Source organism: Paenibacillus anaericanus, from assembly GCF_003994475.1.
Classification (GTDB): Bacteria; Bacillota; Bacilli; order Paenibacillales; family Paenibacillaceae; genus Fontibacillus; species Fontibacillus anaericanus.
Genome location: NZ_RZNY01000037.1, coordinates 1 through 26684, shown reverse-complemented (window position 1 = coordinate 26684; position 26684 = coordinate 1). Strand labels below are relative to the sequence as shown.

At 46.9% G+C, this 26684-nt stretch carries 9 protein-coding genes and 1 pseudogene; all 10 read right to left on the bottom strand.

Features of this window, described 5'->3' with window-relative positions:
• Window positions 1-776: 776 nt before the first annotated feature.
• Window positions 777-974, bottom strand: a pseudogene (locus EJP82_RS25025) (RNA polymerase subunit sigma-70); the annotation flags it as partial.
• 208 nt (window positions 975-1182) lie between these two features.
• Window positions 1183-3873 (bottom strand): cation-translocating P-type ATPase, encoded by a 2691-nt coding sequence (locus EJP82_RS25020; RefSeq protein ID WP_127194798.1) that lies wholly within the window; start codon window positions 3871-3873, stop codon window positions 1183-1185.
• A gap of 342 nt (window positions 3874-4215) precedes the next feature.
• Window positions 4216-4971: a YheC/YheD family protein gene (locus tag EJP82_RS25015; RefSeq protein ID WP_127194797.1), complete on the bottom strand. Its 756-nt coding sequence runs from the start codon at window positions 4969-4971 to the stop codon at window positions 4216-4218.
• Between the two features lie 181 nt (window positions 4972-5152).
• Entirely contained in the window at window positions 5153-5626 is a 474-nt protein-coding gene (locus tag EJP82_RS25010) for a pullulanase-associated domain-containing protein (RefSeq protein ID WP_127194796.1), read from the bottom strand.
• Window positions 5623-10284 (bottom strand): non-ribosomal peptide synthetase, encoded by a 4662-nt coding sequence (locus EJP82_RS25005; RefSeq protein WP_127194795.1) that lies wholly within the window; start codon window positions 10282-10284, stop codon window positions 5623-5625. Before EJP82_RS25005 ends, EJP82_RS25010 begins: the two co-directional genes overlap by 4 nt.
• A 271-nt stretch (window positions 10285-10555) precedes the next feature.
• Window positions 10556-14521 (bottom strand): non-ribosomal peptide synthetase, encoded by a 3966-nt coding sequence (locus tag EJP82_RS25000; RefSeq protein ID WP_127194794.1) that lies wholly within the window; start codon window positions 14519-14521, stop codon window positions 10556-10558.
• 22 nt (window positions 14522-14543) lie between these two features.
• Window positions 14544-21683, bottom strand: a complete 7140-nt coding sequence (locus EJP82_RS24995; RefSeq protein ID WP_127194793.1) for an HAD-IIIC family phosphatase — start codon at window positions 21681-21683, stop codon at window positions 14544-14546.
• Window positions 21684-23360, bottom strand: a complete 1677-nt coding sequence (locus EJP82_RS24990) for a type II CAAX endopeptidase family protein (RefSeq protein ID WP_127194792.1) — start codon at window positions 23358-23360, stop codon at window positions 21684-21686.
• On the bottom strand, window positions 23357-24583 hold the full coding sequence (gene fabD / locus EJP82_RS24985; RefSeq protein WP_127194791.1) for an ACP S-malonyltransferase: 1227 nt from the start codon (window positions 24581-24583) through the stop codon (window positions 23357-23359). Before fabD ends, EJP82_RS24990 begins: the two co-directional genes overlap by 4 nt.
• 22 nt (window positions 24584-24605) lie before the next feature.
• A partial coding sequence (locus EJP82_RS24980; protein ID WP_127194790.1) for a non-ribosomal peptide synthetase occupies window positions 24606-26684 on the bottom strand: 2079 nt, incomplete at its 5' end.

Below are 26684 nucleotides of genomic sequence, written 5' to 3'. Positions count from 1 at the left end.
AGCCTGACTAGCCAGCAAAGACCTGATCATGTCAGCCGCCTCCTATCATTCCACCATAGCTATCATTACGCATTTAACCGATATCAATCGTTACACTACTTTCCGGGAAATTGAAAAAGAAGGCTCGACAGCTTGCAGTGGAATAAATGAAGATTAAGCTCACTGATGTGGAGCGCCTGCGCGGAGGAGGTACCGATGTCGGATCTATAAGCAGCGTTTATTCCACCCCAATAAGCCCAAAACCGCTATCAGAAATTACTGTCATATTGGTTACATTGCCACACCTCCTGGTGCGGTTCGGCATGATGCGAAGAATCACGGTCTGTTCGAAAAACTGAGGCCCGGCGAACCGCAGATATTTGATTCCTAGCAAGAAGTGGCGCGAACCTCCCGAGCTATTTCGCAACAAAGAAAAAAATGTACCGTGGCATTATTTCCTTCCATAGAGAAACTGCAAAGGAGTTGGGGCTATCAAACTTCACGGCATGGCAGCAGTATATTGAGCAGTGGTTTCCATCACCAACTATCACTTTTTGTGTTATTACCTTCTATCTAGTGAGCTGCCATTAGCACCCCATAAAAAGTGAAGCTCCACGACAATCCAAAGTAATTACAGTTCTCTCCTTAGCTGTTTCAGAAACCAAGGTTTTTCGAAAAAAAACCTTATAAATCAAGTATGCCGAGGACGGGGGGGCAAACCCGTACGGTACTGACGTATCGCAGGATTTTAAGTCCCGTGCGACTAAAATGACATCACTTCGTGTTCACAACGTGTTGACGATATGCGCCACCAGCCGCAGATTATGTTCAATCAGCAAATTGCGAGAGATAGGATCACCTTCGGCCATTCGCCCCAGGTGCTTCGTTTCCTCCGCTTCTGTCAATGGCTGGGGAAAAGCATTGTTCTTCACGTACGACACGAGCAGAGTCAATTGTTTAATAAATAACGCAATGGCAGTAATTAATCCAGACAAAGATGACACCTCCTGCTGAATAACAATGCAACAACCTTTTACTTTTACCGTTCCGGGTCTTTTCATTGTATGTGGGCGGGTGCCTATCTGTGCATGTACGGAAAAAACATTCATGATCCTTCCGTTTAACTTGAGCTTTGCCCAAATGGAAAAGGCACTCCGGAAAAACCGGAGTGCCTTTTCTATAAACGTGAAATATACTTTTACATTAGCCTTCTAGAATAGTTGACTCACTGTTTGATTTGTTAGCTTTATCTCTCAAATTCAATCGATTTCCAATGACCTTGAGGACTTCCATGAGAATCACAGCTGTTAATGCAAGTCCTGCTGCAATTGCCCATTCACTCATTCCGAATGAAGCAGGAATTGAGAAGATTCCGCGTACAGCTGGTAGAACGGTAAATCCATATAGCACTAAGCAAAATGCTACAGCGTAAATAACGTACTTATTGCTGAAAAATCCAGCGCCTATTGCCGTTTTCACATTAGAACGAGCAGCAAAGGTTTGAAGCGTCCGAGCCAATATCAAGGTTGTAAAAGCCATAGCAACTCCCATTTCTGAAGAGATCTGCATACCCACATATTGTGATATAATGACGGCCGCCCCAATCAAGACGCCTCTAACAATGATTGACCTTAATGTGTCTCCCGAGAAAATACCTTCTTTAATATCACGCGGTTTATTTTTCATAACATCAGGCTCAGCTTTTTCCATACCGAGTGCGATCGCTGGAAGCGAGTCATTAATAAGATTAATTAATAATAGCTGCAATGCTGTGAAAGGATTAGGGAAATTGAAAAGAACAGCGAACAGGATGGCGATGATCGCCCCTAGATTACCTGCAAACAAATAACCAATCGCTTTCTTAATATTGTTGAATACAGTTCTACCGACACCAACTGCACTGACAATCGACACGAAATTATCATCGGCAAGAATCATAGCTGAGGCGTCTTTGGCAACGTCTGTTCCACTACCCATCGCAATACCAATGTCAGCCTGTTTCAATGCAGGAGCATCATTTACCCCATCACCAGTCATCGCTGTAATATGACCTTTTTTCTGCCAAGCACGGACGATTCTAATTTTATTCTCTGGGGATACTCGTGCATAGACTGAGATATTCTCCAGCTGTTGATCAAGCTCCTCATCGGTTAATTCATCAAGTTCTTGTCCTGTCAGAGCAATATCATTTGCTTCTACCAAGCCGATCTCCTTACCAATGGCTTGAGCGGTAGTTTTGTGATCACCCGTAATCATAACGGTACGAATTCCGGCACTCTTGGCACTTTTAATGGAATCATATACAGCTTCTCTTGGCGGATCTATCATAGCGGTCAGTCCAACTAATACAAGTCCATTCTCATCTTCCAAATCGATCGACTGCTGATCAGTCGAGAGACGTTTGTAACCATACGCTAGAACCCGAAGCGCATCATTAGAGAATTTTTCATTCGTTTCGCTAAAACGGCGCAAAATCTCGTCAGTGATTGGCTCCTCTTTTCCATCCAAGAACACATAATCACAGCGACTGAACATCACATCAGGACCGCCTTTGGTCAGCATCAACTTTGTATCCCCGATCATATGAACGGTAGACATCAATTTTCGATCAGAATCAAACGGTAATTCTGCTTCACGCGCATATGAATTTCGAATTTCACGGTAATCTTTATGATTTTTATTACTAAAAGCAAGTAAAGCAACTTCAGTTGGGTCACCGATTTCTTGTCCATCATCCGTAATATGCGAATCGTTACAGAGTACGGCGATATGCATCAACATTTGCTGCGCTTCGTTCCAATCAATCGGGTTGTCCGAAAATGGTGCATTTGAGCTGCCTGGCAGGAAGTGTTTCGTTACTGTCATTTTATTCTGAGTTAACGTACCCGTTTTATCCGTGCAAATGACACTAGTCGAGCCGAGTGTTTCCACAGCCGGCAATTTACGGATTATCGCATTCTGTTTCGCCATTTTTGTGGTACCTACCGCGAGAACAATCGTAACAATAGAAGACAAAGCTTCAGGAATAGCAGCGACGGCAACCGCTACAGCAAACATAAATGCATTCAGAATACCTTCACCTAGATTTGTACTCTCCGCACCAAACCAAATGCGAGCTGCTTCCACGGCAAAAATAACAATACAAAGGATGAGAATACCAATGCTGAGCTTTTTACTGAAATCATCCAATTTACGTTGCAATGGTGTCTGTTTTGCTTCAGCAGAAGCAAGCATATCTGCAATTTTTCCGATTTCTGTATGATTTGCCGTTCCAGTAACAACAAATGTACCGCGCCCATAAACCACGAGCGAACCGCTATACACCATGTTATGTCGATCTCCAAGAGGTGATTCTCCAGCTATAGCTGCTATATCTTTGTCGGCGGCTTCCGATTCACCCGTCAACATACCTTCATTTACCTTTAACGATCTTGTCTCTAGCAGCCTTCCATCAGCAGGAACGTAATCACCTGCATCTAGGAGAACAATATCACCAGGAACAAGTTCTCGCGCTGAAATCGTCATATTTTCATTATTTCGAATAACCTTTGCGGAAGGAGCAGACATTTTACGTAATGCATCTATGGAACTTTCCGCTTTACGTGTCTGTACAACACTGATCACCGAATTCATGAGAAGGACCGCAAAAATGATTAACGATTCAACAACTTCGCCCAAGATCAGTTGAACTAGAACTACAACCATTAGTATAATAACCATAGAATCTTTAAATGTTGCTAAGAAAAGCTGCCAAGTGGGCACTTTCTCTTTGCTTTCAAGCTCATTGTAACCATTTTTCACAAGTCGCTCTTGTGCTTCAGCAGTGGGCAATCCTTCCTCTGTAACCTTCAACTTCTGCAATACTTCTTCAGTGCTTGAACGGTAATACTCCACTAAAAAATCCCCTTTCCTTAACTCTGTTTATTCTGTGTTGATAGGTTTACGAAAGAAGCGTCAAGTATTTATGTGTGAGTTATTAAAAGCAATCTTTTTGCACAACCTTTAATTTCCACACAAAAAAGCGAGACCTTTGCCATAGTTAATGGCAAAGGTCTCGCTGAACAATTTCTTGTTAATAAAGCCGAAGTATTAATTCTAGTAATTAATAACATGTATTGACGACTTTATTTTGAAGTAATAGTCTACTTCAACGCTACTCCCCTTTGAAACAATAATTAATGATATCATTTTAAATTATTTGATGCAAATCAATAAACACTCAAATTAACTCGTTATTTATTTGAATCTTCCATATTGCTTAGCATAAGAAACGATTCGTTTGTATGTTGTTTTATCCTTCATGTTCTTTAAGGGATAGAATTGAGGTCTCGTATTCACTTCCAAAATCCACGGTTTTCCCTTAGAATCCAAGGCAACATCCAGTCCTAATTCCTTGAATCCTTTTTTATGTTGATCGAAGTTTTTCCCTACGGATACACCCATCCCCTTCAATCTTGTTTCCATTAGTTCGATTTCGGCTGTACTGTAACCTGCACCTGACATTGTTTGATGAAAATAACCGATTTTACCGCCTTGATTATAGTTTGTAGCTACTTTACCTGTCTTTCCTATTTTCATGAAAATAGCACTGCTAACCCATGTGCCTTTGTTCGTCTTCTGAACCATGACACGAATATCGAAGGGTTTCCCTTTCGTTCTAGCCAGATCAATTCCTTTCTGTAGCAAAAAAGATCTTTTGTTTGAAAAGCGATTCAACTTATCATACAAACTATCTATAGTAGAATAAGTAGATTTGACTGTATTGTATTGAATTTGGTAGTTCTTCTCCATTCTTTTGATTCGAATAATATTAAATCCGCCCGAGCCGCCCGTTGGCTTGAAATACACAGTAGAATAAGAAGAAAGCATCGTGATCAAATTATCTCTATTAAAAAGCATAGTTCTAGGAACATATTTTCTTAAATCCGAATGCTTTAACAGCCAGCTGTTTTTTTCCCATTTACTTTTGATTGATGTGCTCCTGTAATTCAATATAAAGACCTCCTATCCTTTGCTTAGCGTATGAATGAGGAGGATAGCTTGGCACCGCTCTTGCCTATAAACAAGAGCAAAAAAAGAAAGGCACCGATGTTCGGCTGCCTTTGTCTTTTCTACCAATAAAATGCAACGTCGCAAGAACATATAAAGATAAATAAGTCATTTTTCTATAAAATTACACTGTTACTGGGCGCCGTCTTCTTAACTGCTCCATCACCGTAATATAGATGATTACAAGCAGTATACCTACGATTAGCCAGAGCTTAGGAGCATTGCCGCTTCCCTCCGCGGTATCCAAACCGTGGCCATTCACCACGACTTCACCAACACCATTTACAATATTGATCATCTGGTCTCCGCCGTCCTTAACCCAATCCTCGGTGCTAACAATAAATCCGACCGTAGAGAATTGGCCTAGCAGCTTGATTTCCGCTGTCTTCACGCCATTCTCATCCACGCTAGTGAAAGGGTAGCGTGCTCCCTCCGCATCTCCCCCCCAAACCCACAAACTCCAATTCGTCGTATCCCCTTCTAGCGGATTATAGTGGATAATTACTTGGGTCGTCTCCGCTTCCTCGGCATGAACCTCCGCCATCGGCAAAATCAAGCAAATCACGGTCAACACCAATCCGATTAGCACTGATCTCATACTAAGCCCTCCTTTTGTAGTTCCAAATCGCTTTGCAAGCTAGCGAACACCTTTCTTTGCCTTGCTTCCAAACCTTCTAATTCGTCCAACACCAACTGGAGCCTCGTTTGCATCTCCGCATGTGGGAGTGTATTTATTCTGGCAACGGCACCTTCCAATTGATCAAATATGCCACCAAGAAGCTGTATCGACTCTTCATTATTCTCAATTAACTTTTTCAGAGAGGGGAGCTCCAAGAGAGAACTTACGTCCATCAAGAAATCCCTGAGAAAGATATAGGTGTACTTCCATTTTCTTATCCAAAAAATGCTGAACATGTACAGCTTCTCATAATCATTTTCTTCTAATAAAGCATCCTCAAGCAGTTTGCGGAATGGCCGAAAAGCCGCCACTCCGGTGTAGATTAAGCTTTCTTCGGTCACATGTTTGAACGGTTCAGAAGAAGTATAATAATGAATGTACTTCTCCAGCAGTTCTAGTGCCAGGAGATGTAGCGGAATCGGTCGGAATCGATCGAAACTTACGTCGATGACCATTCTTTGTGCATCCGCGTATTTGAGCGGATAACGCTTCAAGAATTCCAAGCTACCAATACCTGCGAACGAACGCAGCATCTCATCTTCAGAAATCGTTCCATAAAAATTATAAGTGCTATCGTATACTGTATAGCCGCGCCCCGTATGATCAACCAGCAAGAACATATGTGAGTGATGGATTCCCGCTTCATCATGAGGCAAAATCGCTTGTTCCCTCTCTAGCAACATACCCGAGAATTGACCCTCTTCCATCAAATAATCATGGGAATAGTTTAAGTAATATGTCGTGCCAACTCCGATCACCAAGTGACCTTCACGCATCCGTTCCTCACACCATGCCATCCCTTCCTCGACCGAATTGAAGCTTATCGGCTTACCTTTTACTCCAAGCCTTTCGAGCAGATCAAACCCAGGTATTTCGCGAATATCGTCAATCAGTAGTCGATCTTCCATTCGCCCGGACAATGGAACGCTGAATACGGTAAGACCCAATCCTCCGCCAACTGGCAGGAAGCCTCTTGGAATCGGATAACCCACCTCATAACGCAATTTTGTGTACATAGCGCCCATCACGCATGGGTAATAGTACGGCATCTCTTCAACGTTGTCATCAAATTGGAGATTATACTTCCTGGAAGCCACAGCCGAAGCCTCTATCGCACATTCGGATTCTGTTTGATCAGCTTTAGTGATCCCATCCGCCGCTTCGTCCTTGACTCGCAATCCTCCGGATTGAATAATTTCGCGGATCGTTCTGTAGTACAGCATGTCACTCAAACTGATTGCGAACTGATAATCGTTAGCCTTCGCTACAACCTGTACCGCTTTTAGCGAATCTCCACCCACATTATAGAAGTCATCCGTAACACCAACTCGCTCTAGCCCAAGCACTTCTTCCCAAATTCGAGCTAGACTCTCCTCTTGCGAATTAGCCGGTGCTTCATATGAACTGTTCGAGATAATATGTTCCTGCGGACTAGGTAGCGCGCTGCGATTGATCTTCCCGTTTGGCGTAATTGGCATCACCAGCAATGGAACGAAATATGACGGAATCATATAGTCTGGAAGCAGGCTGGTCAGATATTCCTTCAATTCTCCATGGAGCAATTCCACGCTCGAAGTATAATAAACACATAAAGATTTGCTTCCGTGCGAATCCATCCAATCGGTAACCAAAACTTCAACCACATGTGGATGCTTCAACAACTGCGCTTGAATATCCCCAAGCTCGATTCGGTATCCTCGAATTTTGACTTGATGATCACTACGTCCAAGAAATTCAATTACTCCGTCAGGCAACCACCTGGCTAAATCACCAGTTCTGTACATCCTTGCATCAGCAACCTCCAGCTCACGATATGGATCACGAATGAATCGTTCCTCCGTAAGTTGTGGATTGGTATACCCCGATGCAAGACATTCACCCCCAATATACAGATCTCCGGGAACAAACGGCGGACATGGCTCAAGCTCTTCGTCCAAAATATAGTATCTTGCGTTCTGGATCGGTGTCCCGTACGGAATGCTGACCCATTGCTCCTCCACCTTCTGTATCGGATAGTAATTCGACCAGATTGTCGCTTCCGTTGCTCCTCCGAGAGCCACAACTTGCACGTTTGGAAAATGCTTCTTTAGAACATCAGGCAATGTCAGCGGAATCCAGTCACCGCTTAGGAATACAAGACGCAGGCTTGGATTCGGTATAGTATGGGTACTATCGATTTCCATCAACGTCGCTAGCTGTTGCAAGGCTGCCGGCGCGGAATCCCAGAACGTAATCGGCTCCTCCCGAAGAATCTTTAGCAGAAGCTCGCGATCGGACAACTCCTCCTCTGATGCAATCCGAATGGATCCCCCAGAAGCGAGTGTGCCAAAAATATCATAGACGGATAGATCGAAGCAAAGTGAGGTGACAAATAGCAATCGATCCTTGATCCCGACAGCAAATGTCCGATTCACCCATTCGATGAGATTGATAACCGGACGATGGCGGACGACCACGCCCTTAGGCGTTCCAGTTGTACCAGACGTAAAGATTACATAGGCCACATGCTCCGAGGTTAATCCCGTATGTGGATTCAACTCCGAATATCGATCCAAATGAGACAGCGTCCAACTTCTTTTCCTACTACGTCTGATTACATCTTCTTCGGAAAAGCTCTCGTCATCCTTCCCCTGGCTATCATCCATCCCCTTTCGGACGACAACATCGTAACGGAATGCTAGCTCATTCTCAAAGCCTTCCTGCCTGTACAAGACCTCTGTATGCTCAATGTCTGGAATGCGATATTGCAAATCAGTGAAGAAAGCCTCGTCGCAGTACAATTCTTGGTCGGAGAGCGCTCTTACATTGGGCGCCATCCCGTGTTGCATCCTGTATTGTACGAGACTATCTCGAAATATCTCTTTCTGCCGCAAATCCATGACGTCAGCGATAATTAGTGCCCCGCCCGGCTTGAGACAACGTATAGCTTCCCGGACAACCTGCTCGAAATAAAGGTATCCGGGGAAAAACTGTACTGTACTCGCCATGAGGATTAAATCAAAGCTGTTTGCACCCATCCCTTCTAATTGAAGCGCATAACCTTCCAACCATTCCGTATGCGCAAGTCGCAGTTCGGTCGATTTAGTGCGATTCATCTCCAACATCCGTTTGGATGGATCGAGTCCAACAAACCGGTTCACCAGAGGAGCGATACTGAAGGAGATCAAGCCAGACCCACAACCGATCTCGAGCACGCTTGACTGAGCAGAGATATAAGGTCTGGCAAGATCTACGACCCGGTCACGATATTCGTCCACCTCCGCTTCTGAGAAGGGTAAACCGCTGTAACTGCTAATAAATCCGCCCGCCGTAACACGATCGACCGCCTTATCGGCAACCTGATCCCACAAAGCCCCGGCCATTCGGACATCCCCCTCTTCCGTAGGCGGTTGAGCAGTCGTTTCGTTCAGGTAGATGATGTCCTGCAGGGTCTCTATTTTCCATATCAGCTCTTGAAAAGGCGACATGACCGCAGTCTTTGTGACGATGCACCGAATGGGAAGACTCCGTAGAATCGTTTCGACCCTCGATTTCGGAAATCCCGGTTCGATGGGTACATAAGCGGCTCCTGCTTTTAAAATACCTAAAACACCAATGATCATCTGTACGGACCGATCCAGTATGACCGCAACATACGAGCCTGGACCAATGTCTTGATTTATGAGCAGCCCAGCAAGCCGGTTGGCCCTTTCGTTCAGATCGCCATATGTCATCTCCATGCCTTCTGAGCAAACCGCCACATGGCTTGGAGTAAGTAACACTTGCCTTTCGAATAATTCAGGAATCGTCAACTCGCTAGAATAGGTTGTATCCGTATCATTGAAAACCTTAATCAAATGCTGACCTTCCTCTTTCCCAAGGAGCAAGGCATCGCATATCGACATGTCAGGAGATTTAAGGTATTGCTCTAATGAGAAAATATAGCTCCGTGCATAGATCTCCATAGCTTCAGGGGCGAACAATCGGCCATTATAGTGAAAATATAAATTTATTCCGTCAGGTAAGCTATTTGCTACAACAACGGTCTCATGCCTTCCTTCGCATAGCAAACGAATGTCAGCGTCATGATGCAGGCCGGACATTGCAAAAGCAAGCGGTGTCGATAACTCCTCTTCTTGCTGTAATCCCAACTGCTCAATGAACTCGCGTTGTTCGACATATTGATGTTTGTACCCTTCGGTTATTGTCAACTTTACTCGTTCCAATATTTCCTTGAAGGTGGCATCATTTGGCACATGATTCCGAACGACGATGCCGGTGTGACTTATGGAGTCGCCTTCGGAAGGGAGCGGAAGCACGGGAATCGTCAGCGCGATATCCGACTGACCTCCATTCACCTTTCCAAGCCACGACAGAAATCCAGCTAACAGCGCCACATAAAGCGCAAGCTTTTTTCCTTTAGTGATCTCTGACAGTTGAATCGTCAGATGACGCGGAAGCTCAAGTGTATAGGTAGCCAGTTCAAAAGCAGTCGATTGTGGATACTGAACCGGTAAAACCGATCGGGGAATTTCTCCTGACAAGTGATTCAGCCAGTAACGCCTCCCTTTGTCTATTTGCTCCTCAGTCAACCTCATGAGTAGATCATGCCCCTTCCTCTTATTGGGATGCGATGCTTATAGAGGTTGTTCAAAAAGTCCGCTTTTGATCACGAAGTGTCTCAAGAAGCTGATTCGGCATCGAATCTTGAATTCAGCCGGGCCTTCCGGTGCTCACGTACCCACTACAGGCAAATGCTTACGAAGTCGTTTTCTACGAAAACGTGTAGCTCCGCTCCTCAGTCCCTACCTTCATCCAAGCTTCTTGGTGCTGAAAACCGATCTTTTTGAACACGCACTTATAGATACTCTAAAGTTCAAAGTCCAATTCCAGCGCTGCTTCTAGCTCCATTAGCAGTCGTTCCTGCTCTTCCTTCTCTTCGCTCGTTCGCAAATCTATCCCACCAAGCAACTTATGCGGATCTTCGATCATATAATCGATCACGCTGTTCAAGTCATAGAGCATCTTCTCTGCGGTATTTCTTTTGAAAAGATCATTTCGGTATTCGAGCAACAGGTGGATTTCATCTCCCACTTCCTCCGCCCATAGCGTAAGGTCGAACTTCGCTTGGTAGAAGGCGAGATCCACTGGTTCGATCCGTAAACCATCGATTATGGGCATATCCGTATTCATATTCTGTAGGGCAAACGATGCTTCGAATAGCGGATTACGCCCCGCATCTCTGGCGACATTAAGCTTTCGAACCAGCTTGTCGAATGGGAAATCCTGATTCTCGAACGCTGAAAGTGCCGTTTCCTTTATCTCAGTTAAGTAGTCCATATATGTCTTCTGATTCTCTGGTCGGCTGCGAATCGGTAGGATATTGACGAACATACCAATCAGAGGTTGGAGCTCCGCACGGCTTCTACCAGCAACCGGCGTGCCCACGATAATATCCTTTTGTCCGGAATAGATAGACAAGAGAATAGAGTACGCCGATAGCAACACCATATATAATGTAGCTCTATTACTAGACGCCAACCTATGGAGGTTAAGGGTAACCTCAGCCGAAAGTACAGCTTTAACGGCTTCGTCTCCCCCCTCATTCTTTGCTTGCCGCGGATAGTCGGTCTGAATTTGCAGCTGCGGGGCAGGGGCTGCGAATTGACTCAGCCAGAAAGCTTCCTGCTCCGAAAGCCGCCCCGTCTCCAGAATGTCATTTTGCCAGCACGCAAAATCCTTATACTGTAGCCGTAATGGCTCCAACGTCTCATCCTGATACAAACGCATCAGATCGTTGATCAAGACAGTCATCGAAACGCCGTCCGAGATGATGTGATGCATATCCAAGCAGATAACATGACTATTGTCGGCGATGCGAAACAGTTTTGCCCTAAAGAGCGACGCCTTCGTCAAATCGAAAGGTTGGATGAACTGCATTAGCTCCGCTCTTAGCTCATGCTCTTCAATGTTTCTGTATCCGAGCCAAAGGGGTAGCTCTGCGTGAATATGCTGCACAGGATTTCCTTCGTGTAGCACGAATGAAGTACGGAGCGTTTCGTGCCTCCGAACCAATTCGGTTATCGCCTTCTGCAGCTTCTCCCTCTGCACAGGACCTTCAATCCGCAGAGCTACCGGGATGTTGTAAGTTAATTGCTTCGGATCGTATTGGTTTAAGATAAAGATTCGCTTCTGCGCCAGAGAAAGCGGGTAGAAATCATTGTGTTGGGCAGGCTCAATCGCCACCAATAATCCGCACCCAAGACTTTGGTCGATCACTTCTGCCATACCACGCAGCGTTGGAACCTCCATTAGCTTTCGTAACGATAGTTGGATCTGAAAATTATTATGAATTTCCATAATCAACGTAGCCGCGTTCAGCGAATGTCCACCACGGTTGAAATAATGGTCATCAAGGCTGACGCGATTTGTGCCGAGTGTCGCTTTCCAGAGCTTCGCTAGCTTACGCTGAGTCGTTGTCGCACTCAAATCATCAGTGGCATCCGTTCCTCCGGGATCATCTGCCGCGGGCTCAGGCAACGCTTTCGTATCAATCTTCCCACTGGCTGTCAGCGGTAATTTGTCCATCGGCTTGTAATATTGCGGAAGCATATAGGCAGGCAATCGCTCAGCTAGCCACTCCTTCAGTTCCTCCGCCCCACTCCCCTTCCATGGTGCAATATACGCGCACAACCATGTTTCGCCGTCTATAACACGTTTGGCCGTTACGAAGGCTTCACCGATATTCGGATGCTGCAGAAGTTGTGCTTCGATTTCTCCGGTTTCAATCCGGAAGCCTCGGATTTTCACTTGATGGTCTATCCTGCCCAAGAAATCAATATTGCCGTCTGGCAGCCACTTCGCATAATCTCCGGTCTTATACATTTTTTCGCCGGGTATAAACGGATTCTCGATAAACCTTTCGGCTGTAAGTTGCTCCTGGCCAAGATACCCCAACGCTAGCGAGAAACCTCCTATACACATTTCACCCATGAAACCGATAGGTAATAGCTGATGATCGCGATTTACGATGTAAATCTCGGTATTCAAGATTGGTTTCCCGATCGGTACCGATGTTATGAAATCCGGGTTGATGTCTTCCCTCGAAGAAGTTGGATTCCCCGTCTGCCAGAGCGTCGCGCAAATCGTCGATTCGGTCGGACCATACGCATTGATATAGTTCAGATGTCGCCCCCAGCGTCGTGCGAGATCCGGGCCGGACACCGATCCAGCCGTGACCAGCATCCGAAGCGTTGGCATCTTCGAAGGATCCAGATGCGAAGCATAGGTTGGTGGAAGTGTCACAACAGTAATTCCCGAATGACGAACATATTCGGTAAACAACTCATAGCTTTCAATGGTTTCTCTTGTAATTAAATGAAGCTCCGCACCAGTGAATAAAGCCATGAACATCTCCCATACAGAAGCGTCGAAGGATGTGCTTGCGAACTGCACGATTCTGTCCGTATTCCTTATGCCGAGCTCGCTCCCGAAGAAGGCATGTAGGTTGGCCATGCCTTGTTGGCCCACCATAACACCTTTAGGCATACCCGTTGAACCGGAGGTATAGATGACATAAGCGATGCCTGCCTTCTCCATACATTGTCTCGACTCTACTTGGTCTATGGGAGTCACGCTACCGTTCATCTCAAAGTGATCATAATGAACGAGCAGGGTGCATCCGTTAAACGGTATACGTTCGACATATTTGGACGGAGTAATCAGGATAGCCGCACCGCTATCCTCAAGCATATAAAGGATGCGCGACTGCGGATAATCGGGATCAATCGGTAAATAGGCCGCCCCCGCCTTCAGCACCGCAAGCATAGCAGTAACCGTATCCGGTGTCCGATCGCACACAACACCAATGACGTGTCCTGGTCTTATACCATTTTCGTTAAGCTGCACGGCTAGCCGGTCAGCTCTTGCGTTCAGTTCTCTGTAGCTCAAGATTGTTTCTCCGCAGACTAATGCCGTTCGATCTGGCGTTAGAGTAACTTGTTCCTCAAACAAATGGGCCACAGACTTATTGACTGGGAACTCGCCCTTATTGTGTTGGAATTCTGTTAATAGTTGCCTGCGTACATCTTCGTTCACGAGTGAAAGCATCTGTACCTGTATATCTGGGTTTTCAATCATCTGCTGGAGAACATGCATAAAGCTGTCAGCCAAAGCTTGCATCATACTTGATGTATATAATTCGGCGTTGTAGATCAACTCGCCCCATACCTCGTCATCCGTTTTCATGAAAGAGAATGTAGCCCCATTGATTGCAGGCTGCCTTAAAGCTTGAAGAATTGAAGGATCATGCATGGGAGCAAGCTCGCACGCCACATTACACAAACGGGTCGCCTCCACAAGTTGCTCACGCTGCACATGATCAATCGGATAATGCTGGTAGCCATAAGCTGCTGTGACGATCCTATTCAATTCCTTCCATAATTCCTTTACCGTTTGGCTGGCGTCCAAGTTCAAACGAATCGGCAGAAAACGATTCGCTACCGTTTCGCTTTCACTAAAGTTTGCTATAGTCGGGCATCCGACGATAACAGTTGGATTAGATCTAAGTTTAGCTAACGCAGACATGATTCCCGACAGCAAAATGACATACAGGAGCGAATCCTTCCGGCTGGACCATTTCAGGATCCCCTCCGCAAGAGATGTAGTGATCGGAAGCGATATACGATGCTCGCGGAACAAATCCGCGTGCTGTAGACCCATAATCCGGTCAGGTGCAAGCACCTCAAACTCCACTTCGCTTGACAGCATTTCCGTCCAGAACTCTTTGGCCTTCCGGTATTCCTCCAGTTCCCCACTCAGCAGATCCAAGTTCATTGCAATTCACTCCTCATATGTTCTAGAAGTCAAATTCGGCAAATTCCGGACTTCGATTGGCGCGCATACGCTCAGCTATGACTGCGCGTTCCTCATCTCCGAGTACGCGGATGTCCTGCAACAACGTCTCCGGATTATTTGCAGCCTGCTCAAGAATTCGGATGTAATGCGTTGATAATCGTTCCATCGCTTCCTGACTGAATAATGTGGTCTTGTATTCGATAGTGAAGTCCAGCTCTTCGTCCAGTTCGCGTGCTTGCAATGTAAAATCAAACCGCGATTTACCGAAGTCGAACGGATAAACAGATAGTACTGCATCTGCGAATTCATAAAGAAAGGGATCCATATTCTGCATGGCAAACATCGTGTTAAATAGAGGATTCTGGCCGGGTTGCAATTGAATATCCAGCTCTTGAACAAGCATTTCGAATGGATATTCCTGATGCCGCAGCGCGTTTAACGTCAGCTCCTTGATCTCCGTCACATACTCGTCAAATGACTTATCCTTAGCCGGTAAGCTTCGAAGCGCCAATGTGTTGACGAACATACCGATCAACGGTTCAAGCTCAGGGCGGATTCTACCGGCGACTGGTGTACCGATCACAATATCCTCCTGCCCCGAGTATCTAGACAAAAGCACATAATAAGCGGATAAAAGCACCATGAAGAGGGTTGCGCCTTTCTCTGATGCGTACTCAGTGAGCCTCCGCCGCAGTTCCCGATCACCTCGGAAAGCTAGTACAGCCCCCTCATTCAGCGCAGCTGAACGGTTCTCCTGCACTGGCATATTCAACTTCGGCACCGGTGAAGAGAACGAATCTAGCCAGAATTGCCTATGCTCCTCCATCGCATCCGATTGGAGTCGTTCCTGCTGCCATACTACATAGTCCTTAAATTGCACTCGCAGCGGTGGCATGATTTCGCCCCGGTAAGCCCTCGCGAAATCATGAATCAGATTACCCAGCGATACGCCATCGGAGATGATATGATGCATATCTATTAGCACGATTTGCTTGCCGGAGACGGTTCGAATGAAGCCAGCCCTCAGCAGCGGAGGCTCAGATAAGCGAAATGGGCGGACAAAATCCCGAATCAATCGGTCGATTTGATTGTCCAAGGCATGATCGAATACTTCCAGCCTTAGCTTCGAGTCAGGATGAATCTTCTGAACAATTTCCCCATCCACCCAAGCGAATGAAGTCCTTAAAGACTCATGTCGGTTGACAATGACTTGTAGTGCTGCTTCCACTTGCTCGATATCGGCATGGCCTTCAACCAACATGACACCCGGCATGTTGTACTCATCCAGTTCACCTCGAAGCTCATGGAGCAAGAATAATCGCTTCTGCGCCGATAAGACGGGATAATATTTGCGAGCCTCACTCAATGAAATCGCTTCGAATCCGGATGTATCGGACGCATCAATATGCTTCGCCATAGCTGACAAGGACGATTGCGCGAACAAATCGCTGATCGACAACTCTACGCCAAACGCTTGATGAATCTTCGATACGAGCGAAGCAGCTTTAAGCGAATTTCCTCCGATTTCGAAGAAGTGATCGTTCACACTAGGAGATTCACTCCCCAACAACTCCGTCCATAGCTCCGACAAGCGTTGTTCCGTCTTGGTTGCAGGAGCTTCGAATGGCTGCCGGCTGCTCAGCGCTTGCGAAGCTGAAGTATCGTATACCGTGAGCTCCAGCAGGCGATCGACATGGCTGAAGGAAATTGCCGTTAAGTAAGCAAGGTGACGATCATGTTCTCGCACCTCATTAGCTGGTATCCAATGGATCTCCGGGTCCCAGCATTCTGTGTTCCCTAGCAAGTCCTCTTTCGCTATCGTCTGGGCTGAATCTGACACCGTCAGTAGAACCACCTTAGTCTGCTTTCCAGCTCGATCCACACCCGAGAATGGTTGAGAAGAATCACTACTCCGCTGCTTCTCATAAGGTAGCTCGAAATACACTTCGACATAACTCGGGCAGTCGGCGATCCGCTCTAATGGAATCATGACGGTCTCTTCGTTGTTGTCTCCAACTGTGCGTTCCGTCTTCCAGCCGATCCGCTCCAAGAAAGCAAAGAACGGATTATTTTTATTCGTCTGACGATAATCCAGTTGCACCCCGCGTAGCCCTTCCGAGGCGGCAACCTGCTTCAGCTGTGACATCACCGCATCCTCTATGCCCCGACCCAGTACCCGGCAGCTTAACAGGAATCTGTCTACCCGAAGCCGTAACTGTTCGGACGCAGCAATCACAACACCTACAATTCCGTAATCGCCGAATCGGTCGGATGCTTCCACTACCCAACACCACGTATTATCTTTCCGCCGTGAATCATTCAGCTCTTCTGCCGTCATGCGGATTCCGTTCAAGTTGAATTGATTCGTTCGCTGCATCAATTGGGATGCTCGCTCAATCTCTGTAGCATCGACTGTACGCATACTCATCCTTAGCTCTAAACCATGCAGGAAATCATCCAATGATACTGACGATGATTCCCTTTCGACTCTACGATCGCGCTCCTCTGCGTATAATTGAGTTCTCATCCGATCCTCATCGGTAACTTTCATGCGGTCCCATGCCCATATGTGCGAGAGAAATTCAGACATGTATCGGTTATTAATCGGTAGTCGAATCGTCAGTACATCCGGCGCGTTCTGCATAACCTCCGAGCATTCAAGAGGATTGTCATCGATAAAAACAACGCTATCGATCCCAATATTCAAATCCTTCAACATCTGTTTCAAATTATCCGATTTGGGAAACCAGTTGATTGCCCAATGAGCAAAATGCTCTTTCTTCAACAGCATTTGCGGATTTTGATCGAATACGGCCCATACATCGTCCTCATTATTTTTACTGCACAATGTTAACAGTTGCCCATCCTGTGCCCTCTCCAGCATCCAGCTTTGCAGCAGCAAATGCGGAGCTTCGATCTTGACGCCAAGTGGCCCATCCTCGCCGCAAACGCCTTGCCACAACGTGTTGTCGCAATCCAGCGCAATCACTTTGAACGGCGCTGAATACATCGATATGACCTTGCGTGCAAGCAACGTGCCCATGACCGCGTAAAATTCCTCGCTGAATGGCATATGACCGGCCCGATCCGCTATCGGATCGAACACTTCGCGAACTGAATAGTTCCTCACAGCTTCGCGAAAATCGACGGTATATACTTGGTCGATGCTCTCGAGCACCTGCTTCCATCGCTCATATAATTGATCGATATAACCGATCAACGAATCCTCATATCCCAGATGGGTCGCTGTCGGAAATATGCCGAACAGGTAAGGGACAGGCTTATCGGCCACCTGAATAATCCGCAGCAGATCCTCAAATTGACGTTCAAGCTCTTCGAACACTACCGTACTTTCCTTTTCGAACTGTCTGATTAAATCTTCGAAGCGGATAAGCATCACTCGGCAACCGTTTCCGCCTTCTATCTGGTCCGATGGACTGAGTAATTGTTGAAATACTTGATTGTAACCGCCGAATTGTACCTCAACCGGTAGCTTAAATTCACGCGTCCACCAGCGTAGATGCCCTTCAATCGGCTCTGAAGTAAAAGTGGCGTTAACGACGACTCGCTTGTCCATGACTAAGGCCACTGGGCCATCGTTCAGCTTCCTTCTCTCGGCCATCTCATAGGCTTCCTGTTCGTTAAACAACCTTAAATCCTCAACAAGTTGATGCGGTTCGTTTAGAACATCGGCGATCAACCTCTGGAAGTCTGCGATAAACCGCAGCATTGTCCGCTCTTCGAACAGTTCCACGTTAAAATTCAGCTTGCAGTCCAGATGCCCTTCTCGTGTGAGAAACACATCCAGCTTGACATCAAGAGTTGCCGTGTTTACCTCAATCTCAATAGGCTCAAAGATCAGCCCTTCGACACTCATCCTGTCAGAGCCTGTCATTCTGTACTCATTATGAAATACCAGCATCGTGTCATAGATCGGATTGCGGGAGCGATCAACAGACTGCTGGAGGAAATCCACCATTCGTTCGAATGGAACATCTTGATGTTCGTAATAGACTGAAGTAACGCACTTCACTGCCTCGATATATTGCTGAATCGACCAATCGGGCTCTGCCCTGAGAATCAATGGGATAAAGTTGATGAACATACCGACGCAGTTTTCCTGCCCAGGTCTTTGCCGGCCGGAAACTATCGACCCGATGGTGACTTCCTGCTGGTCCGTATATTTAAGAATCGCTAGACCATACAATGCAAGAAGCAGTACATTCGGAGTCGTATGGTTCGATGCTGCTGCTGTTCTTAATCGCTCACTCGTTAATTCGTCAATGCGAAAGCCGACTTGGCCTCCGTCGAAGGTCTTGATCGACGGTCGTGGACGATCGAGTGGCAAACGAAGCGGGCTGCCCAAGTTGACTAGTTCGTTCTGCCAGAACTTCTCCTGCTTGACCATCGCTTCGGAGCCAGCGAACTGAGTGTGCCATTCTACGTAATTCCTGTATTGATAGACCGGAGTTGCTAGGTTCTTGCCCTGGTAAAGCTCGAAGAACTCTTTGACCAGGATCGCTGTAGAGAAACCGTCCGATACAAGATGATGTGAATCAATCAGCAACACATGCTCTTCCGCACCGCAATAGATCAACCCTGCTCTGAACAGTGGAGCGCTCTTAAGATCGAAAGGCCGGACAAACCGGGTTATGATGTCGCCAATCGCTCCGGCATCCCCTTCAAATCGCTCTAACTCCAGCTCCGCGGTTTCCTGAATGATTTGCTCCGGGACTCCTTTATCCATGTTAAAGATTGTGCGAAGTGCTTCATGCCGATCAATAAGCTTACTCAGCGCTCGTCTCAGCTCAATGTGGTTTAACTCGCCTCTGACTCGAAAGGCAAGCGGCATATTATAACTCGTACCGATTCCACCTACTTGCTCTTGGACAAAGATCCGAAGCTGAGACGAGGTGAGCTCATATTTCTTTTTACTAATACCAATCGATTCGTTAGATAACTCTTCTTCTTCGAGCTCTGCAAGTTGCAAATCAGAGCTTCCTCCTTGCTGCTCCAGTTGAGCAGCTAACTGTAACACGGTCTCGCATCTTAGCACGTCAACGACCTCTATTGGCTTTCCAATTTGCTCAGTCAACTTAACAGCAATTTGATAAGCTAGAATCGAATCCCCGCCCAAACTATAGAAATGGTCGTTTATGTTTAGTTCCGTAAATCCGAGAACATTCACCCACACGTTCCCGACCAGCTGTTCTAATTGGGAATATTGTCCGTCAGATCGCCCCGTCAGCTTCGCCCTTCGAAGATCCTGTACCTTCTCTCGTACCGGTGCTATAGCTTGCAGCGTATAGGTGTTCTCCACCCATGAACGATATTTATCGAACTGATACGACGGCAAATGAACTCTACGGTACTTACCGTTCCGATAAAGCATACGCCACGGAATATCCGCTCCCCCGATGTATAGCTCGCACCATTCATGAAGCGAGCGTTCTTTCAAATTCTCGTTGCTCGATAATGTGGATGCTGAGGGGCTTGCTGTAATCAATTTCAAGGAATCTCCTTGGAGTTCTCTAAGTTTATCCCTGAGTACACCTACACTGTTAACGACGAATGCCAACCGATAGCTGTAATGGCCTCTGCCTACGTTAGACGTATAGCAAATATCCCTAATGCTCCAGGTTTCGTCCACCCGAGCCAGCATCTCAACATATGAGACTACCAATCGAGACAACGAGGATAAGCTTTGCGCCGAAAGCGTAAAAAGATGCTCTTCCTGCGAATAAGGAATATGACCCAGAGCGTCCGTATAATGTCCATCTTGGGCTTCCTCCAAGACAACATGACAGTTCGTTCCACTTAGGCCAAATGAACTGACCCCGCATCGTCTCGGATGTCCCTCGTCCTCCCAATCCGCTAGCTTGCGATTGACATAAACTGCGGATTCGATGAAGTCGATGGATACGTTTGGCCGATTAAAGTGTAGGCTTGGCGGAAGCTGTTTATTATTCAGCGACAGACAAGCTTTCACGAAACCGACGATACCTGCAGCATTGTCGAGATGACCAAGATTCGATTTGACCGCCCCTATCGCGCAGAACTGACGGCGTGATGTATATCTTCTGAAAGCCCGATTGATTCCTTCAATTTCGATTGGATCTCCGAGTTTTGTCCCTGTCCCGTGTGCCTCGATATAGGAGATGGTCTCCGGGTCGATCCCCGCATTCATCCACGCCTCGACTATCACTTCTTCCTGAGCCGTCACATTCGGTGCGGAAATACCGATAGAACTTCCATCCTGATTGACAGCCGAGCCTTTAATCACCGCGTAGATAGAATCTCCATCCGCTATTGCACGGGCAAGCGGCTTAAGAAGGACCGCGGCAGTTCCTTCGCCCATCCCCGTCCCGTCCGACCCATGATCGAACGGTTTTGCTCTGCCGTCAGACGACTCGATACCTATCCGCATTCCCGTATCCGCAGGGAAGATAAGCGTCTTAACACTTCCAGCCAATGCCGTATCACAGTCCCCACTCCGTAATGCCTGGCAAGCGAGATGTATCGCAACGAGCGACGAAGAGCAAGCCGTATCCACTGTGATGGCAGGTCCTTTCAAATCCAGTAAATAAGAGATACGGCTCGCGATGATAGAAGACAGGTTTCCAGGCACAGCTATCGAAATACCTGAAGGATCGGCGCTTTCTATCAATCTTTTATAATCGTGGAACGCATCTGCACAGTATCCTAGGTATACGCCAGTCTTGGTCCCTTTCAGCTGACCTCCCCCATATCCGGCATCTTCAATGGTTTTCCATGCCGTCTCCAGGAAGATGCGCTGGTTCGGGTTCATTAAGCTTGCCTCTCGGGGAGACAAGCAGAAAAATTTATAATCGAACTTATCTATTTCCTGCAGGTATGCACCTTTGAAGAAGACCGTATGATCAGGATCGAGCCCGACCTGCTTCGCATACTCATTCATATCCAATTTTCTCTCATTGGGAAAAGGGATGACGAAATCCTTGCCTTCGGCCAGATCGCGCCAGAATTGATCGATATTATCGGCCCCTGGAAGACATACGGACATCCCGATCACGGCGATATCCTGAAGAGAGCTTTCTTTGACCTCCATCTTTTCAGTAACATCTTCTTCCGTGTCAAACGAGAAACCGCCTAAATCGATCATCTATTTCCCTCCTGCCTCTAGTTGGATTTTACCTGTACGTATAATACTCGACTCGCCATACGGTCTTTGTTTCCACAAGCGGTACATTAGCGGAGGTACAACCAGTGAGCATACGACGATGAGTACAACGAAATAACCATTAAACGCAACATCAAAATGGCTGTACAAGTTTCGAGCAATATAATACGTAGCGAATAACCCGATTTCCGCAATAATTGGTGCCCAGAGTGATCGATACCAAAAATATAGCAAGGCGAAGATGATTGTACCCATACCTCCATAGAGCGTTAGCGCCGGATCAAGCTTGAAGAAGAGAATGCCGTAAATAAAGGCATTACCAACCAGAACGATGCCAAGTGGCAACACAGCATTCAGCTCATTGAAGACCAGCCCTCTGAATAGAACCTCCTTATAAATCGAATGAACGATCAAGAACACAATAAAAGTAAAAGGAGCTCCGCCAACCAATGAACTGAATAATTGTTCAAATTGAGGGAACGTATCCGCCACAGCCGGAATCTTCACCATGCTAGTCACCCATAACCCCATGCAAATTGAGAGCAAAGCGATCTTCCAGACGCTATTGAATGAGATTTTGTCAAATTTACATTCGCGGATCAGATCTCTCTTCTGATATCTTCGTAGAATGAAATAATAGATTGGAATCGCAACGATATCGTTCAGTACGAGACCCCAACTGCTGTTTCGAGCGGCCGTTAACCATGGGCGGATCGCATCGATCTCTGTCAGCACGTTGTACCATAGATGTACGAGGGGTTGTAAAACCGCAAAGTAGATTGCGATATACAAACCTAACCGCCCACCCATAACCAGATAGGGCTTCAGCTTTGCTACGAGTTCCGAACTTGCTGTCTCCGTCTGAGGTGTACGCTTAGCAACTTGCAGCAATCCTAGAATTATGCACCCGAATCCAGTAAGCAAAATCACATAAGCAAGCAAGCTACCTTGTGCAATGCGGTCAATCAAACCGACTTCCTTCGTGCTAACGATTAGTACATTCATAACGACTGCAATGGTAATGGTCGACCAGACCGAACCTGTTTTGGTATAAATAAATCCATAAATAAGTGCTAGAAAGAAGGCGATAACGGATATCGTTAAATTCGGTTGGAAAATGGCATAAATACCGGCTTGAAGCAAGTATGCGGCGCCGAATGGTAGCGCACCTCGCAGTTGGTTAAATACGAGTCCCCTGAAGAAAATCTCCTCCATGAATGCTCCAACCAGCCCAACCCCGATCAATACAAAAATAAACCGTTCCGCTTGCCCAAAAATATCCACGTATGCTTTCATTTGATCCAGAGCTTGTTGTGGAAGGAAAGGGAACTTCATCAGTCCAAAAAATACGAACGTGCAGCCAACCGCAATCGTTAACGACAACAGCAAATCCTTTCCCCTCAACTGCCGGAAACCAGCCGCTTCAAAGAGTGTAGTTTTCTTCTTTTTCCCCATCCGATTTCGAATGCCATAGACAATCAGGAGCAATAGATAGATTGAACAGAAATTGATCATAAGCCATACGGGCACGTTGCTTTCTAGCAGTTTTTTGTAGGATTCATTTTGCGCCATGATTAACTCCTGTACCTCAAATACGATTAAATACAGTCCTAGCAAAATAGCCACTTTTAAAATCATGAATCCGAATTTCCTCATCATCGTGATAACATCCTTTCCATCTCAATTCGTGGATATGGGTATTCTTCTTCCGCTGCCCCTTTTGCTAGGACGATATTCTTCAGCACGGTTAAGGCTTTATGAAGCTGATCTATGGAAGGCTCCGCATTGTCCCGTTCAAGACTCAGTAGTAGGTTTTCGATTTGTCGGTACGGGGCAACCACATACTCCTTGTAAGCTTGATCATCCATGCAGCGATTTCTGATGGACACCGCTGTCGCTAGGTATTGCGCCAACATATCCCGGTGTGAATACCCGTATTCTGCCTTGAAGGACGAGGAGAAGACAATTTCACGGTCAGCCTGATCTTCCAGAGAATATGCAGGAAAAGAAGGATAGTCTGCCTTGAACAGCCTGGTCAGCGTTTTTCGAGGAGCAAGCTCCACAGCTGCATCGATGCTACGATTCAACAAGCAGGCCATTGTTTGTCGCCAATGAACGGGCTCAGTCATCTGACGTTTCAAGTTTTGAATGATATCCTCCGTTTCCATACCGTACGGCTTTGCCTCAATATTCGAAATGACAGGAAAGTCGAATTTGCCAAATAGGCAACGACTAAGCAAATCTTCAAATTTATCCGCCGCCGTTGCCATGTGCGGGCTATGAAAAGCACCGCTCACTTTAAGCGAAGACATCTTAACTCCTTCAGCACTCAGCAGTTCTTCGACTGTTGTCATCGCTTCTATCGTTCCAGAAAGTACTATCTGCTGAGACGAGTTGAAGCAGGCAATTGTCGGCCGTTTCGATCCGTTCTCGATCCGTTCCACAATCCGAATGATTTTATCCGCATGAATTCCGCTTACCGCGGCCATTCTACCCAGTCCAGAAGTCGAAGCTTCCAGCATGAGCCGGCCTCTTTCTCTAACCAGTTGAAGCGCGTCTGCGAATCTCAGTACACCTGCGCAAGTCAGCGCGGTATATTCTCCCAAGCTGTGCCCTGCTGCAGCAGTCGGCTGTATTTGGGTCTCTTGGACGAATAGACGGAATGAGGCTAACCCGACCGTCAGAAGAGCAGGTTGTGTCACTTCCGACTGAGCAAGCCGCTCTTCTTCGCCATCGAAGCAAAGGGTCGCCATATCGTAACCCAAAGTATCTGAAGCCTCCTCGAAAGTTTGCCTGACAATCGGGTATAGATCATAATTTTCTCTCATCATTCCGTTGTACTGTGAACCTTGACCTGGAAACAAAACGGCCAATCGCTTCATTTTCCATCCCTCCTTTATTTCCTCACATTGTGCCTTCCTTCTGCATACTTTGTTCGGATAGGTAGACTAGGAATTTCATGAGATCTGAAAGTATTACCTTCATCTTCTCCCTTCTCATTCTCCTACCGTTGTAATCAAGACTGAGTTCAATGCGATGCTGCTCTGACTGGATAGAGAGAACCATGTCGAACAGTTGTAAATCCCGACTTCCGATCTGCCAGTCGTTCTTCATTCGAACAAGAGGATACGCCTCATGCTCTTCTTTCGATAAACCTCGTTGCCGGATCTCGTCCAAGGTATAGATGAAGGCCTTACCGCTCATTGTCAAGCTCTTACTGACACCGTCAATCAGATCAACGAAGTTAGTAATTCCTTGGAGCTGTTGCTCTACACTAACCAAATTCTGCCCCGACAACACTGCTTGGAGTGATATCCCTTTCGCTTGTGTATGTTTGCCTAGAACGAATAAGTAGGAAGTCACAATTACCGTATAAAGATCACTCTGAATTGATGCAGCAAATGTATGCAAACGATTGCTCTTTGCCGAATCGAGTTGCCCTTCAAGGACAGAATTCAGCGAGATTTGCCCAGGTACTGTGAAGAATGATGGGGGCAATGTTGTTGCTTGCACAGTCCATGGACGATTCGTCCCGCTTTGCTGCTCCTTGATGAAAGCAGCCAACTTGGTTACAGTTGGATGGGCGAACAGATCCGTGATCTTCACGCTGCCGGGTACAAACCGCTCCAACTCATGCTGCACGCGGAGAAGTAATAGCGAGTTGCCCCCAACATCAAAAAAGTTATCATTCACGCTGACTTTCTGCACCCCAAGCACTTCCTGCCAGATCGCCGCCAACTTCTCCTCGGTTTCTCCAGTCGGAGCCGCGTATGCCTCTACTTCTATCTGCGGCTCTGGCAGCGCCTTGCGATCAATCTTGCCGCTTGTCGTCAACGGCAACTTTGCCATCGGCACCGCGAACGCCGGCACCATATAAACCGGTAGGCGGTTCTTCAATTCGTTCCGCAGCTCGGACGGCTCGATTAGGCGATCCGGATCAGATACGTAATACGCGCATAAGTATGCGTTGCCGTGGTGATCCTTCCGCGCGACAACCACCGCATCCTTCACCGCTTCATAAGCCAGCATCGTCTCCTCGATTTCACCTGGCTCGATCCGATAACCCCGAATTTTCACCTGGTGGTCAATCCGCCCCAAGTATTCGATATTTCCGTCCGGTAGCCAACGCGCGAGGTCCCCCGTACGGTACATCCGCCCCTCTTCTTCGAATGGACAATCTATGAATTTCTCCGTCGTCAAGTCGCTCTGGTTCAAGTAACCTCTTGCCAGACCCTCACCGGCAATACACAGCTCTCCGGTTACACCTAGCGGTTGTACACGATTCCCTGTGTCAACGATGTACAGCCGGGTATTATCGATTGGCTTGCCGATCGGAACTGAGGAGGCCAGCTCTTCCAGACCTGAACAGTCATAATAACTAACGTCCACCGTCGCCTCTGTTGGGCCATACAAGTTGATGAGACGTGGGCCTGCTCCTTCGTCATTTCGCAGAAGCGCTCGGAATCGATTTACCTGACGCGTCGTCAGTGCCTCGCCGCTCGCGAATACGTATCGCAAACTTCCTAGTTTATAGACTTCTTGCGGACGAGCTTCCAATTCATCCAGAAACGCACTCAGCATCGACGGGACAAAGTGTAGCGTCGTTACGCTGTGCTGCGAGATCGTTCCGATGATTTCCGCCGGGTCCTTCTCTCCTCCCGGTGTCAGAAAGCATACCTGTGCTCCGACTTGCCCCCACCAGAACAACTCCCATACCGAGACGTCGAAGGTGAACGGCGTCTTCTGCAGAATCACATCCCCCTGCGTCAGCGGATACGCCCCCTGCATCCAGTTCAGCCGATTCACCACGGACCGATGCTCCACCATCACCCCTTTTGGGCGACCAGTTGATCCGGATGTATAAATCACATAAGCTAGCTGACGCGAATCGCCGAGCGGCTCCAGATTGTCCACTTGCTCCGCTCCGTACCCGCTCTTCTCCGATACATTCATCCACTCGCCATGCCATGAACCAAGTTTCTC